Raw genomic sequence first — 14,099 nt, forward strand, 5'->3', positions numbered from 1 at the left:
CGGCAACCCACCGATCGTGTCCACGAAATCGTCACATTCGCCATGGAACGGCCTGAACCCTGACGTTCCCGCGGGCAGCACCGGGCAGCGGGCGAACAGGCCGACCGGGCGGCCGGGCGGAACGGGCGGCCGGGCGGAACGGGCGACCAGGCGAATCAGGCCGACCGAGCAGAACGGCCGGCCGGGCGGAACGGGCGGAACGGTGTCAGCCCTTGACCGAACCGGCCAGCAGCCCGCGCACGAAGTAGCGCTGGAGCGCGAAGAACACCGCCAGCGGAATCACGATGGACAGGAACGCCCCCGCCGTCAGCAGCTCCCACCGCCCGCCGAAGGACCCGGACAGCTGCGCCAGCCGGACCGTCATCGGCGCCACCTCCGGGGTGCCACCGGCGAAGGTGAGCGCCACCAGCAGGTCGTTCCAGACCCAGAGGAACTGGAAGATCGCGAACGAGGCCAGCGCGGGCGTGCAGAGCGGCAGCACGATCGAACGGAAGATCTTGAAGTGCGAGGCGCCGTCCACCACCGCCGCCTCCATAAGGTCACGGGGAAGCTGGGCGATGAAGTTGTGCAGCAGGAAGATCGCCAGCGGCAGCGCGAACATGGTGTGCGCCAGCCACACCGGCGCGTAGGTGCCCTTGAGGTCGAGCGCCGGCAGCAGCGTCAGCGAGCCCAGGTGCGCACCGCCCGAGAACAGCTGGAGCAGCGGGATCAGCGCCATCTGCAGCGGCACCACCTGGAGCGCGAAGACCACGAAGAACAAGGTGTCGCTGCCCCGGAAGCGCACCCAGGCCAGCGCGTAGGCGGCCATCGCCGCCAGCGCCAGCGGGAAGAGCGTGGCCGGGACGCTGATCGCCAGCGAGTTCACCAGGAAGGGCATCAGACCGGTGGAGACGCCGGAGCCGCCCTCGAACAGCACGGTGTGGTAGTTGTCCAGCCCGAGGTCCGGGTGGAGCAGGGCGTTCCACCAGCCGTCCGCGGTGACGTCCCGTTTCGGACGCAGCGAGGTGACCAGCAGCCCCAAGGTGGGCACGGTCCACAGCACCGTCACCACGATCACGAACACCGAGGCCAGCGGTGCGGAGAAGGCCTTCCGGACGGCGCCGCCGTCCCGCCGTACGCTCATCGGACCGCACGCTCCTTGCGCAGCTGGAGGATGTTGTAGGCCACCAGTGGCAGCACCGCGAGGAAGAGGATCACCGCCAGCGCGCTGCCCCGTCCGGTGTTGAACTGGACGAAGGACTGCGAGTACATCTCGTTGGCCAGCACCTGGGTGCCGAAGTTGCCTCCGGTCATGGTGCGGACGATGTCGAAGGCCTTCAGCGTGGTGATCATCACCGTGGTCAGCACCACCACCACCGTGGTGCGGATCATCGGCACGGTGATGTGCCGGAAGAGCCGCAGCCCCTGGGCGCCGTCCAGCCGGGCCGCCTCGGTGACCTCGTCCGGGATCGCCTTGATCGCCGCTGACAGCACCACCATGGCGAAGCCGGTCTGCACCCACACCATGACCGCCATCAGCAGGAAGGTGTTGAGCGGCTGGGCGAGCATCCAGTTCGGCGGGTCGTCCCAGCCCAGCCAGATCGCCAGCTGACTGAGCAGGCCGATCTGCCGCTGCGAGTGGTCCCGCGACTCGTAGACGAACTTGAAGATGATCGAGGCGCCGACCAGGGAGATCGCCATCGGCATGAAGATCAGCGACTTGTAGACCGCCTGGCCGCGCATCCGGTCCACCAGCAGGGCCAGCACGAGCCCGAGCCCGGTCGCCGCCAGCGGGGCGATCACCAGCCAGAGCAGCGTGTTGACCAGCACCTCGCGCACCGAGCCGGTGGTGAGGGCCCAGCCGAAGTTCTCGCCGCCGACGAAGCGGCTGCTGTCGTCGCTGTACAGGCTCAGGTAGACGGTGCGGACCAGCGGCGCGACCAGGCCGAGCAGCAGCAGGACCAGCGCCGGGCCGAGCAGCACCAGCACGGCCAGCGGGCGGGCGATCCGGCCGGAGGCGCGGCCGGCGACCAGGAAGACCAGCAACAGGATGCCGAGGAAGCCGGCGATCGCACCGAGGCCGTTGCCGAACTTGACCATCGCGTCGCCCCAGGCACCGGCGGCGAGGGACATGGCGTCACGTCCTTTCCCAACGGGAGGCGGAACGGGGTTACCGGGGAGCGGGGTTACCGGGGAGCGGGGGAACCAGAAGCAGGGGAACCGGGAAGCAGGGCACCCGGGAGGCAGGGGAACCGGGCAGCCGACGTCCCGGGACCCGGCCGCACCGGACGGCGTACGCGACGGACCACGGCCACGAACGCACCGGACCGGGAGGCAGCCGGAAGCGGAGGGGGCGGGCGGTGCGGGTGGGTGGCCCCGCACCGCCCTTCGGCAGGTGGTCCTGCGACGCGCGCCGCTACTGCGGCCAGGCGGCGTCGATGTCCGCGGCGGTCTTCTGGATCGACTGCCCCTCGGCGAACCAGGCGGTGAGCGACTTCCACTCCTGCCCGGCACCGACCGCGGCCGGCATGAGGTCCGAACCGTCGAACCGGAAGGTCGCCGCCGGGTCGGTCAGCGCGTCGGCGGAGATCCGGTCGATCGGATCGGTGTACAGGCTCTTGTCCACACCCTGATTGGCCGAAACCCACCCGGTCGCGGCCTTCACCCGGCTGCTCGCCCAGTCCGAGCTGGACAGGTAGTTCTGCACCGCCTGCACCTCGGGCCGGCTCGCGAACGCGGTGAGGAACTCGCCGCCGCCCTCGACCGGGTTGGGCACCGAGGGGTTCACCGCCGGCAGGTGGAAGGCGAAGATGTCGCCGTCCGGGCCGATCTTCGTGTCCTTGGGCCACTGCGCCTTGTAGAACGAAGCCTGCTGCAGCATCAGGCACTTGCCGGTGAGGATCGGCGTGCCGGCGTCCTGGAAGGTCGTGGTGGCGATCGACTTCACGTCACCGTAGCCGCCGTTGACCCAGGCCGGGTTCTGCATCCAGTCGGCGACCGTCCGCATCGCCGTGGCGATCTTCGGGTCGGAGAACTTCACCTGGTGGTTCACCCACTGGTCGTAGACCTCGCCGCCGTACGTGCCGAGGACCACCTCCTCCAGCCAGTCGGTGGCCGGCCAGCCGGTGGCCGTGCCGGAGGCGATGCCGCCGCACCACGGCTTGGCGCCGCCGCCCGCCTTGGCGATCCGGTCGCTGAGCGCCATCAGGTCGGCCCAGGTCTTCGGGACCTCGTAACCGGCCTGCTTGAAGGTCTTGGGCGAGTACCAGACCAGGGACTTCATGTTGGCGCTCATCGGCGCCGCGTAGAAGGTGCCGTTGACCGAGCCGTAGGTCTTCCAGACCGGGCTCCACTTCTCCTGGTTCGCCACGGTCTGCTGCGGCGGCTTGACCACCTTGCCGCTCTTGACCATCTGCGCGAGCAGACCGGGCTGGGGGATGATCGCGAAGTCCGGGGCGTTGCCGCCGCTCACCCGCACCGGCAGCTGGGACTCGAAGTCGTTGCTGCCCTCGTAACTGATCCGGATACCGGTGCACCGGGCGAAGTCGGCCCAGGACTTCTCCAGATTGTCCGACTCAGGGCTGAGGATCGAGGCGAACACCGTCACCGTGGTGCCCGCGTGGCCGGCGTAGGGCTGGTAGCGGGCGCAGTCGCCGGACAGGGTCTGGCCCCCGCCCCCACCCGAACCTCCCGAACTGTCGGTGCTGTTGGAACAGGCCGCGGTCAGGGCCGCGACGGCCAGCAGGGCGACCGCCGCCACCGGACGGCGACGACGACGGGCGGAGAACGGGGGCGGCACGGTGATGGACGGCACGGTCGGGGTGGAAGTCAACGCGGTCCTCCTCGCCGGGGCGTGAACGCTCGGCTGTGCGACAGAACGGCATTGCGCTGTACCGGAGTTCGACGTTCGACATGGACGCGGCGGCCGGCCGATCCGACGACGGTAACGCAGCCGGGACCTGCCGCCAAGGTCCGGGCACGCCCTTCACCACCGCGTGCCCCAGTTGTGACCCGGGCCGCCGGGCACCCACGGGGCCCGACGGCCGGGCATTCCGGGCGCTCCCGCCGACCGGCCGCCCCGACCGTCAGAACAGCCGGACCGGCAGCTCCTTCAGCGCGTTCACCACCAGCGAGCCGCTCGGCCGCAGCTCCTCGTCCGGCACCGCCAACGACAGCCCCGGGAAGCGCTCGAACAGCGCCGGCAGCGCGATCCCCGCCTCCAACCGGGCCAACGGCGACCCCGGGCAGACGTGCGGGCCGTGACCGAACGACACGTGCCGGATCGGGTCCCGGGTCACGTCGAACACCTCGGCCGTCACCCCGTGCTGCGCCGGGTCCCGGCCGATCGCGTTGTAGGACACCAGCACCGGCTCCCCGGCCGGAATCACCGTGTCGCCCACCGCCACCTCCTCGGTGGTGAACCGGAACAGGAAGTTGCTGGTCGGCGGCGTCCAGCGGAGCGACTCCTCCACCACCGCGTCCCAGCCGACCTTGCCCGCCCGCACCAGCGCCAGCTGGTCCGGATGGGCAAGAAGCGCCCGAACCGCGTTGCCGATGAGGTTCACCGTGGTCTCGTGACCCGCCGCGATGATCACCCGCAGGGTGGCCGCCGCCTCCGCGTCGGTCAGCGCACCGCCCTCGGTGTCGGCCTGCAGCAGCACGCTCGCCAGATCCTCACCGGGGGCCGAACGGCGCTGCGCCACCACCCCGTTGACGAAGGCGTTCAGCCCGGCGATGGTCGCCTGGATGCCCTCCGGATTCGGGCGGGCGCCGAAGAACCGCTCGTAGAGGTCGCGCAGCAGCGCGTGCTCCGACTCCGGGACCCCGAGCAGCGAGCAGATCACCGTCATCGGCAGCGGGAACGCGAAGGCGGACTTCAGGTCCACCACCGGCTCCCCCGCCGCCAGGGTGTCCAGCAGGTCCCGGGTGATCTCCTCCACCCGCGGACGCATCAGCTCCACCTGGCGCGGGGTGAACGCGTGCGCCACCAGCGCCCGCAGCCGCCGGTGCTCCGCGCCGTCGGTGGTCACCATGCTCGGACCGGGCACCGCCAGACCGATCAACGGCCACGTCTTCGGCACCTCGCCGCGCTGGAACGCCGCCCAGTGCCGGGCGTCCTTCACCAGCCGGGCATCGGTCAGCAGCTCACGGGCGGGCGCGTGCCGGGTCACGGCCCAGGCGGACACGCCACCGGGCAGCTCCACCGGCACCACCGGACCGGCGGCGCGCAGCAGCGCGCCCTCGGCGGCGTTGTCGCGGGCCAGCGGGTCGAGGACGAACGGGGCGGGGGCGGTCATGGCTACAGCACTCCTTCGGTTCTGGTGAAGCGGTACAGCGACCCCGGCACCACCGGGGCTCCCGGATCCCGGGCCGGACCCGGGCCGGGATCCGGGCCGGGATCCGGACCAGGCCGGCCGCGGACCAGGTCGGCCGCGGACCAGGCCGGCCGCGGAAGCTGCCGGCCCCGGCCCGGACCCGGCCCGCGCCGGGAAGCGGACTCAGCCCGCGTATCCCGGGGCGAACGACACCGGCAGCGCCACCAGCCCGCGCACCCAGGCCGACGGCCGCCACACCAACGCGTGCTCGGCCACCGCCAGCCGCAGGTCCGGCAGCCGGTCCAGCAGCACCTCGACCGCCGTCGTCGCGATCACCTCGGCCGCCTCCTGGGCCGGGAACGGACAGCCGTGCTCGCCGTACGAGTAGCTCAGGTACGCCCGGTTGCCCTCGGCCGGCCGCCCGTCCGACTGCCGCACCGAGGGGTCCGCGTTGGCCCCCGCGAAACCCAGCAGCAGCATGTCCCCGGCGGCGATCCGCTGCCCGCCCAACTGGGTGTCCCTGGTCGCCCAGCGGCCCGCGAAGATCTGCGTCGGGGTGTCCTCCCACAGCGCCTCGTTCAGCGCCTGGCTGATGCTGCGCCGACCGCCCGACAACGAGGCGGCGAACCGCTCGTCCGTGAGCATCAGCCGCAGCGCGTTGGACATCCAGTACGAGGTCGGCTGGTGACCGGCGATCAGCATCACCCGCAGGTCCCGCATGATCTCGTCGTGGTTGAGACCCGCCGGGTGCGCCAGCATCCGCGAGGCGACGTCGTCCCCCGGGTGCGCCGCCTTCTCCTCGACCAGCTCCAGCATCACGGCGAGCAGCCGCTGCGCACCGGCCGGCGCGTCGGGGCCGCCGTCCAGCATGGTCAGCAGGCCCTCGATGAGCACCGGGGCCTGCTCCTCGCTCAGCCCGAGCACCCGGCAGAGCACCAGCAGCGGCAGCCGGTGGGCGTACTCGGCGACCAGGTCCGCCTCGCCGCGCCCGGCGAACCCGTCGATCAGCCGGTCCGCCAGCTCCTCGCAGTGCTTGCGCAGCTCGTACGGGTCGACGGCGGCCAGCGCGTCGGTGACCGCCGCCGAACGCCGGACGTGCTCCTCGCCCTCGGCGTAGAGGATCGACGGCACCGGCGCCATCATCGGCTTGAGCGGCCAGTCCTCGGCGACGGTCGCCCAGCCGCTCCAGCGGGTGGAGTCCCGGCCGAACAGCTGCGGCTGGCCGGTGACCAACTGGAGCTCGCGGTAGCCGATCACCAGCCAGGCCGGCACCCCGCCGGCCAGTTCGACCGGCGCGACCGGACCGTGCCCGGCCCGCATCTCCCGGTAGACCTGGGAGGGGTCGGTCTGGAAGCGCGGCCCGTACAACGGGGTGGCGCCGGCGTGGGCCGGGCAGCCCGGCGGCGGGGTGGCGGCGGGCTCGGTCACGGGGTGCTCTCCTCAAGGACGGGGGCGGCGGCGGAGGCGGGGGTGCCCGCCGTCTCGGCCTCGACCCGGGCGGTCAGGTGGCGGACCAGCTCGATCAGCACCTGCTTGCCGGACTCCCGGTCCCGGGCGTCGCAGTCCAACAACGGCACCTCGGGCGGCAGGTCGAGCGCCTCCCGGACCTGGTCCAGGGTGTGGGTCGGGTCGCCGAAGTTGTTGCGGGCGACGACGAAGGGCGTGCCGTGGTGCTCCAGCCGGTCGATGGCGTACCAGGAGTCCGCCAGCCGCCGGGTGTCCACCAGCACGACGGCCCCCAGGGCGCCGGAGAACAGCCGGTCCCAGAGGAACCAGAACCGCTCCTGCCCCGGTGCGCCGAACAGGTACAGCACCTGGCTCGCGGAGAGGGTGATCCGGCCGAAGTCGAAGGCGACCGTGGTCGACCGCTTGCCCCAGGCGCCGGTGGGATCGTCGATCCCCTCCCCGGCGCTGGTCAGGGTCTCCTCGGTGTTCAGCGGACGGATCTCGCTGACCGCGCCGACCAGGGTGGTCTTGCCCACGCCGAAGCCGCCGACCACGACGATCTTCAGCGCGTTGTCGGCGGTGCGGCGCAGCGGTGTCCGCCCGCTCGGCCGCGGGTCCCGGCCCTCAGAGCCGTTGGAGTCCATGCAGTACCTGCTTCAGCGTGTCGAGATCGGGCAGCCGGGCCTTGTTGGGGGCGAACCGGGGGTGGCGGGCGGTGATCGACCCGGCCTCCAGCAGGTCGCCGAGGAGGATCTTCACCACCGACACCGGCAGCGCCAGCTCCGCGGCGACCTCCACCACGGCGGTCGGCGCCTCGCACATCCGCAGGATGCGCGCGTGCTCCGACTGCATGCCCGACGCCGGCTCCCGCTCGGCGACGATCAGCGTGACCAGGTCGAACGCGTTCTCCGGGGCCCGGCTGCGGCCCCGGGTGATGGTGTAGAGGCGGTCCGGGTCGTCGTCCCGGCCCGGCCGGACCGGCCGCCCGTCGGTGTTCCCCCCGCGCCCGCTCATGCCCGGGCGCTCCCGTCGGCCACCGGGCCGTCCGCCCCGACCGCGCCCTCCCGGGCCGGCGCGCTGAGGTGGACGCCGATCTGCTCGATCAGCCCGTGCATGTTGTGGCCGACCACACCCACGTCGGCGTCCTCGTCCGTGACCACGGCGAGGTGGGCACCCTCACCGGCGGCCACGATGCACAGCACTCCGCCGTGGAACTCGGTCATCGACTGCCGCACACCGCCGGTGCCGTCGCCGAACTCGATCGACGCGCCGTGCGCCAGGCTCTGCAGACCGGAGGCGATCGCGGCGAGCTGGTCGGCCCGGTCGTTGCCGAGGCCGGAGGTGTGGCACAGCTTGAGGCCGTCGGCGGACAGCACCAGGGCGTGCCGGGTGCCGGGGGTGTTGGTCAGCAGGTTTTCCAGCAGCCAGTCGAGGTCGCGGTCGGTGGCACTGCTCATCGGAAGTCCTTCTCGGTGACGGGGGAGGCGTCGGACGCGCGGTCCGCGGCGGACCGCGTGCCCGGGGTGTCCTGGACCGGTACGGCGCCCTCGGCCGGTGCGGGGGCACCGGCGGGCGCGGGGTTCGGGGCGGCGGCGGGCGCGGCGGCGGCGGACGCGGCCGCAACAGGCACGGCTGCGGCGGGAACGGCGGCGGCAGCAGGCGCGGCAGTGGCTGCGGGCAGGGCGGCCCGGCGGAAGGCGCCCAGCCTGGCGGCCGCCGTCGCCCCGTCGGGACGGGCGGGCCGCTCGGCGGGAGCCGTCGCCGGGGAGGCGGCGGCCATGGTCCGGCCGCGACGGCGCTGCGGCAGACCGCTGTCGGTGACGGCGGGCGCGGCGGTGGCCGGTTCGGCGGGCGGACCGGCCACCGCAGCGGCGGGCGCGACCGGCGCGGCGGGCGCCGGACGGGCGGGAGTGAGCGCGGGGCGCGGCCCCGTACCGACCGCCCGCTCGACCACGCGCTCGACCGGCGCGGGCAAGGGGGCCGGCACCGTCGCGGGATGCGTGACCAACTGCTGCGGAATCAGCACCACCACCCCGGTGCCGCCCCGCGCCGACGGGCGGAAGGAGATCTGCAGCCCGTGCTTGCGGGCCAGCACGCCGACCACCGCGAGTCCGATCCGGGTCCCCGCCGACAGCGTGGTGAGGTCCAGCGACTCTGCGGAGACGGCCCGTTCGGCGCGGCGCAGCCAACTGTCGCTCAGTCCCAGGCCGCTGTCCTCGACGGTGACGACCAGGCCGGCCGGCACCTCCTCGACGTACACGTGCACCTCGGCCGGCGGCGCGGAGAACGTGGTCGCGTTGTCCAGCAGTTCGGCGAGCGCGTGCATCACACCCTCGGCGGCGAACCCGGCGACCGCCGCCGTGCTCGCGTTGTGCAGCCTGACCCGCTGGTAGGCGCCGATCCGGCCGAGGGCGCCGCGCAGCACCGACTCCACCGGGATCGGCCGGCCCCAGCGACGGCCCGAACGGGCGCCGGTCAGCACCGCGATGCTGTCGGCCATCCGGCCCGCCTGGGCGGTCGAGTGGTCCAGCCGCAGCAGATCGCCGAGGACCTCCTCGTCGTGCCGGTGCTGCATCTCGCGCAGTTCCGCGTGCATGCTCGTGGCCAGGGCCTGCACCCGGCCGGCCGCGGTGGCGCAGACCGCCAGGGCGGCGGCCCGCTGCCGCTCGCCGCGGCCGATCTCCTCCGCCACGGCGCGCAGCAGCGGACGCTGCGGGTGGTCGCGGTGCGCGGCCAGGGCGGCGTCCACGGTCGCGCCGCTCCGCAGCCGCGCCACGAGGACGGGCAGCACCTCGTCGGCGATCCGGTCCACGGCGGCCCGCTCGGCGCGCTCCGCCTCGGCCCGTTCCCGGGCCCCGGTCGCCTCCGCGCGGGCGGCGGCGACCTCCTGCTCGGCCCGGGCGAGTTCCGCCCTGGCCTCGTCGCGCTCGGCCTCGGCGGCGCCGGCCCGTGCCTTGGCGGCGGTCTCGCTCTGCCTGGCGGCGCCGGCGACCACGAGGGCGGTCATCGACTCGCCCTCCCACCGGCCCAGTTCCAGCTCCAGCCGGCGGGCCCGTTCGGTGGCGCTGCCGGCCTGCCGGACGGCGATCAGCCAGAGCACGGTGACCGCCGCGACGGCGGCCGCGGTCAGCGGCTGCCCGGCGTCGAAGGCCCGCATCACCCCGACCGGCCCGGCCACCGCCGCCAGCAGGGCGGCAGCCGCCACAACGGCCCTGGTGCGCACGTCGGATCGACGGGTGGGCCCAGCGTCGGGGCTGGTGGTTTCTGTCATCGGTGCGGTGTCCTCGGCAGAAGTCGGGCAAATGCGCGACCGCCCGGCCGACGTCGTGGAACGTCTCCGGGCGGTGTTTCGGTTCACGCAGTCGGCCGATCATATCCATTCAGACGATGTGCTCAAACGGTAAGTTGACGGTCAGTCTCTTCCGGCCACGCTCCGTATACCGATCCACCTCCATCCCCTCACTCCATCGCCACCTCGACCGCACGTCGCACCTCGGCGAGGTCCAGCCCGTGGCCGGCGACGACCCGCGCCCCGAGCCCCTCCCCCTCACGGAGCACCCCGAGCAGGAGGTGGCCGACCGCGATGTGCCCGGACTTCATCCGCAGCGACTCGCGCAGCGACAGTTCCACCGCCTTGCGCGCCGGCGCGGTGAACGGGCTCCGACCCTCGGCGCGGAACCACCCCCGCCGCCTCGGTTCCGGCTGCGGCGGGGAGTCCAGCGCCCCCGCCCCGAACACGGACTCCACCGCCTCGCGCACCGCCTCCAGGTCCACCCCGATCGAGGCCAGTGCCTGCGCGTCGCCACCCGTCCCGAGCAGCCGACCGACGGCCCGCCGGGCCTCCGTGTGGTCGAGCCCGGCCTCGATCAGCACCCGGGCCGCCGGGTCCGCCGGCTCGGCCAGGACCGCCAGCAGCAGGTGCTCGGTCCCGACGTGCCCGTGCCCCAGCTCCGCCGACTCGCGCCCCGCCTGCCCGACCGCCCGCCGGGCCTCCTCGGTGAATCGCTCGAACATCGCTCAGTCCCCGTCCTTCCCGCTTCCACCGGCGTCGCGCCGCGCGTACTTCTTGTGCACCGCCTGCCTGGTCACCCCGAGGCAGACCGCGATGTCCTGCCACGACCAGCCCTGGTCCCGCGCGCTGCCGACCTGCAACCCCTCCAGCCGGTCCGCCAGGTCCCGCAACGCCCGGACCGCCCGGAGCCCCACGGCCGGATCCCGACTGGCCGCCGCGGCCGCCAGTTCTCCGCTCTCGTTCATACTGTCAACCTAGGTTGACGCCGGTGAGATGTCAACCAAAGTTGACAGAAAAGCCGAAAAGGCGGGGCGAGGACATCGCTGTCCTCGCCCCGCCTTCAGTACCGGCTCACCTCACTCGGGAGGCGGCGGCTGCGCTCAGCTGCAGCCGCTGGTGGAGCCGCAGCCTTCGCAGAGGTAGCAGCTGCCCGCGCGGCGCATCTTGGTGCCGCAGGAGAAGCAGAGCGGCGCGTCGGCGTTCATGCCCAGCTGGATCTCCATCAGCTCGGTGGAGTTGTGGGCCTGGGCCGGGGCGGCCTTGGGCGCCGGGGCGGCGACCGGGGCCGGAGCCGGGACGGCGACCGGCTTCGCGGCCACCGGGGCGGACTGCGCAAGCGTCTCGGTGTCCAGCTCCTCGTCCGCCTCCAGCGGCTCGTAGGAGCCCGTCTCCAGGTGGCGCTGACGCTCCTCGACCGAGTGGATGCCGAGCGCCGAACGGGTCTCGAACGGCAGGAAGTCCAGCGCCAGGCGGCGGAAGATGTAGTCGACGATCGACTGCGCCATGCGCAGGTCCGGGTCGTCGGTCAGACCGGCCGGCTCGAAGCGCATGTTGGTGAACTTCGAGACGTAGGTCTCCAGCGGGACACCGTACTGCAGGCCCACCGAGACGGCGATGGAGAAGGCGTCCATCATGCCCGCGAGGGTCGAGCCCTGCTTGGACATCTTCAGGAAGACCTCGCCGAGGCCGTCGTCCGGGTAGGAGTTGGCGGTCATGTAGCCCTCGGCGCCACCGACCGTGAAGGAGGTGGTGATGCCCGGGCGGCCCTTGGGCAGGCGCTTGCGGACGGGACGGTACTCGACGACCTTCTCGACCGCGGCGGGAGCCTCGGCGGCGGCCTTCTCCTCGTCCTTCTTCTTGGCCGAGAGCGGCTGGCCGACCTTCGAGTTTTCGCGGTAGATCGCGAGCGCCTTGACGCCGGCCTTCCACGCCTCGAAGTAGATCTCCTCGACGTCCTCGACGGTCGCGGAGGCCGGCATGTTCACCGTCTTCGAGATGGCGCCCGAGATCCACGGCTGGATCGCGGCCATCATCCGGACGTGTCCCATCGGGGAGATGGAGCGCTCACCCATCGCGCAGTCGAACACCTCGTAGTGCTCGCGCTTCAGACCCGGCGCGTCCACCACGTTGCCGTGCTCGGCGATGTGGGCGACGACCGCCTCGATCTGCTCGTCCTGGTAGCCCAGGCGCTTGAGGGCGCGCGGGACGGTGCCGTTGACGATCTGCATCGAGCCGCCGCCGACGAGCTTCTTGAACTTGACCAGCGCGAGGTCGGGCTCCACGCCGGTGGTGTCGCAGTCCATCATCAGACCGATGGTGCCGGTCGGGGCGAGCACCGAGGCCTGGGCGTTGCGGAAGCCGTTCTGCGCGCCGATCCGCAGGACCTCGTCCCAGGTCGCGGTGGCGGCGGTCCAGACCGGGGCGTCCAGCTCGTCGAAGGACACGCCGGCCTTCGAGGCGTCCGCGTGCTGCTTCATGACCCGCTGGTGCGGGGCCGCGTTGCGGGCGTAGCCGTCGTACGGGCCGACCACACCGGCGAGTTCGGCGCCCCGGCGGTAGGCGGTGCCGGTCATCAGGGAGGTGATGGCGCCGGCCAGGGCGCGGCCGCCCTCGCTGTCGTAGGCGTGGCCGGTGGCCATCAGCAGGGCGCCGAGGTTGGCGTAGCCGATGCCGAGCTGGCGGAACGCGCGGGTGGTCTCGCCGATCTTCTCGGTGGGGAAGTCGGCGAAGCAGATGGAGATGTCCATCGCGGTGATGACCAGCTCGACGACCTTGGCGAAGCTCCCGGCGTCGAACGAGTCGTCGTCGCGGAGGAACTTCATCAGGTTGAGCGAGGCGAGGTTGCAGCTGGAGTTGTCCAGGTGCATGTACTCGGAGCAGGGGTTGGACGCGTTGATCCGGCCGGACTCCGGGCAGGTGTGCCACTGGTTGATGGTGGAGTCGTACTGGATGCCGGGGTCGGCGCAGGCCCAGGCGGCCTCGGCCATCTTGCGGAAGAGCTTCTTCGCGTCGACGGTCTCGATGACCTCGCCGGTCATCCGGGCGCGCAGGCCGAATCCGGTGCCGTTCTCGACGGCGGTCATGAATTCGTCGTTGACGCGGACGGAGTTGTTGGCGTTCTGGTACTGGACGGAGGCGATGTCGTCGCCGCCGAGGTCCATGTCGAAGCCCGCGTCGCGCAGGGCGCGGATCTTCTCCTCCTCCTTCACCTTGGTCTCGATGAAGGCCTCGACGTCCGGGTGGTCGACGTCGAGCACGACCATCTTGGCCGCGCGGCGGGTGGCGCCGCCGGACTTGATGGTGCCGGCGGAGGCGTCGGCGCCGCGCATGAAGGAGACCGGGCCGGAGGCGTTGCCGCCGGAGGAGAGCAGCTCCTTGGAGGACCGGATCCGGGAGAGGTTGAGGCCGGCGCCGGAGCCGCCCTTGAAGATCATGCCCTCTTCCTTGTACCAGTCGAGGATCGACTCCATGGAGTCGTCGACGGACAGGATGAAGCAGGCCGAGACCTGCTGGGGCTGCTTGGTGCCGACGTTGAACCAGACCGGCGAGTTGAAGCTGAACACCTGGTGGAGGAGGGCGTGGGTCAGCTCGTGCTCGAAGACCTCGGCGTCGTCCGGGGTGGCGAAGTAGCCGTTCTTCTCGCCGGCGGCGCGGTAGGTGAGCACCACGCGGTCGATGATCTGCTTGAGGCTCCACTCGCGCTGCGGGGTACCGAGGGCGCCGCGGAAGTACTTGGAGGTGACGATGTTGACCGCGTTGACCGACCAGAAGTCGGGGAACTCGACGCCGTGCTGCTCGAAGTTGATCGAGCCGTCACGCCAGTTGGTCATGACGACGTCGCGCCGCTCCCAGCGGACCTTGTCGTACGGGTGCACGCCAGGGGTGGTGTAGATGCGCTCGATCCGCAGGCCGCCCTTGGGTGCCTTGCCGGCACCCTTGCCCGCGGTCCGGTCGGACTTCGACCCGCGTGCGGAACCGCTCGTGGTGTCTGTCACTTCTGTTCCTCCTCCTGGTTGGGCAAACGCCCGAAGTGCACCGAAAAGTCCGGGCACGGCTGGTTCGCTCTT

Annotated in this window: 12 protein-coding genes; all 12 read right to left on the minus strand. The window is 72.2% G+C overall.

Translation table 11 applies throughout. The annotated features are described in order from the left end of the window. Window positions 1-205: 205 nt before the first annotated feature. The 12 genes from ACIPYS_RS25775 to ACIPYS_RS25830 all read right to left on the minus strand — a co-directional run bounded on the left by ACIPYS_RS25775 (window position 206) and on the right by ACIPYS_RS25830 (window position 14,027). Window positions 206-1,123 (minus strand): carbohydrate ABC transporter permease, encoded by a 918-nt coding sequence (locus ACIPYS_RS25775; protein WP_093860270.1) that lies wholly within the window; start codon window positions 1,121-1,123, stop codon window positions 206-208. After that, entirely contained in the window at window positions 1,120-2,112 is a 993-nt protein-coding gene (locus tag ACIPYS_RS25780) for a carbohydrate ABC transporter permease (protein ID WP_400750005.1), read from the minus strand. Before ACIPYS_RS25780 ends, ACIPYS_RS25775 begins: the two co-directional genes overlap by 4 nt. Before the next feature lie 283 nt (window positions 2,113-2,395). After that, entirely contained in the window at window positions 2,396-3,811 is a 1,416-nt protein-coding gene (locus tag ACIPYS_RS25785; protein WP_400750008.1) for an ABC transporter substrate-binding protein, read from the minus strand. 253 nt (window positions 3,812-4,064) lie between these two features. Next, window positions 4,065-5,276 (minus strand): cytochrome P450, encoded by a 1,212-nt coding sequence (locus ACIPYS_RS25790; protein WP_093860273.1) that lies wholly within the window; start codon window positions 5,274-5,276, stop codon window positions 4,065-4,067. 201 nt (window positions 5,277-5,477) lie between these two features. Then, window positions 5,478-6,722, minus strand: coding sequence for a cytochrome P450 (locus tag ACIPYS_RS25795; protein WP_093860274.1), 1,245 nt, complete (start codon window positions 6,720-6,722; stop codon window positions 5,478-5,480). Next, complete coding sequence (locus tag ACIPYS_RS25800; protein WP_093860275.1) at window positions 6,719-7,384, minus strand: ATP/GTP-binding protein; 666 nt, start codon at window positions 7,382-7,384, stop codon at window positions 6,719-6,721. The genes ACIPYS_RS25795 and ACIPYS_RS25800 overlap by 4 nt, the downstream gene beginning before the upstream one ends. After that, window positions 7,365-7,754, minus strand: a complete 390-nt coding sequence (locus ACIPYS_RS25805) for a DUF742 domain-containing protein (RefSeq protein WP_093860276.1) — start codon at window positions 7,752-7,754, stop codon at window positions 7,365-7,367. Before ACIPYS_RS25805 ends, ACIPYS_RS25800 begins: the two co-directional genes overlap by 20 nt. Continuing rightward, window positions 7,751-8,197, minus strand: a complete 447-nt coding sequence (locus ACIPYS_RS25810; protein ID WP_400750014.1) for a roadblock/LC7 domain-containing protein — start codon at window positions 8,195-8,197, stop codon at window positions 7,751-7,753. The genes ACIPYS_RS25805 and ACIPYS_RS25810 overlap by 4 nt, the downstream gene beginning before the upstream one ends. Continuing rightward, window positions 8,194-10,011 carry a sensor histidine kinase gene (locus ACIPYS_RS25815; protein WP_400750017.1) on the minus strand — a complete coding sequence of 606 codons (1,818 nt, stop codon included), beginning with the start codon at window positions 10,009-10,011 and terminating at the stop codon, window positions 8,194-8,196. Before ACIPYS_RS25815 ends, ACIPYS_RS25810 begins: the two co-directional genes overlap by 4 nt. 188 nt (window positions 10,012-10,199) lie before the next feature. After that, window positions 10,200-10,754, minus strand: coding sequence for a Clp protease N-terminal domain-containing protein (locus ACIPYS_RS25820; protein ID WP_400750020.1), 555 nt, complete (start codon window positions 10,752-10,754; stop codon window positions 10,200-10,202). Window positions 10,755-10,757: 3 nt separating this feature from the next. Then, a complete protein-coding gene (locus ACIPYS_RS25825) occupies window positions 10,758-10,997 on the minus strand; it encodes an RNA polymerase subunit sigma-70 (RefSeq protein ID WP_093860279.1) in 240 nt (79 codons plus the stop codon). Window positions 10,998-11,132: 135 nt separating this feature from the next. Then, the gene (locus ACIPYS_RS25830) at window positions 11,133-14,027 is read right to left on the minus strand and encodes a vitamin B12-dependent ribonucleotide reductase (RefSeq protein ID WP_400750024.1); all 2,895 of its coding nucleotides are present in this window, start codon (window positions 14,025-14,027) and stop codon (window positions 11,133-11,135) included. Window positions 14,028-14,099: the final 72 nt, after the last annotated feature.

This window comes from Kitasatospora sp. NPDC089913 (genome assembly GCF_044748625.1).
GTDB lineage: Bacteria > Actinomycetota > Actinomycetes > Streptomycetales > Streptomycetaceae > Kitasatospora.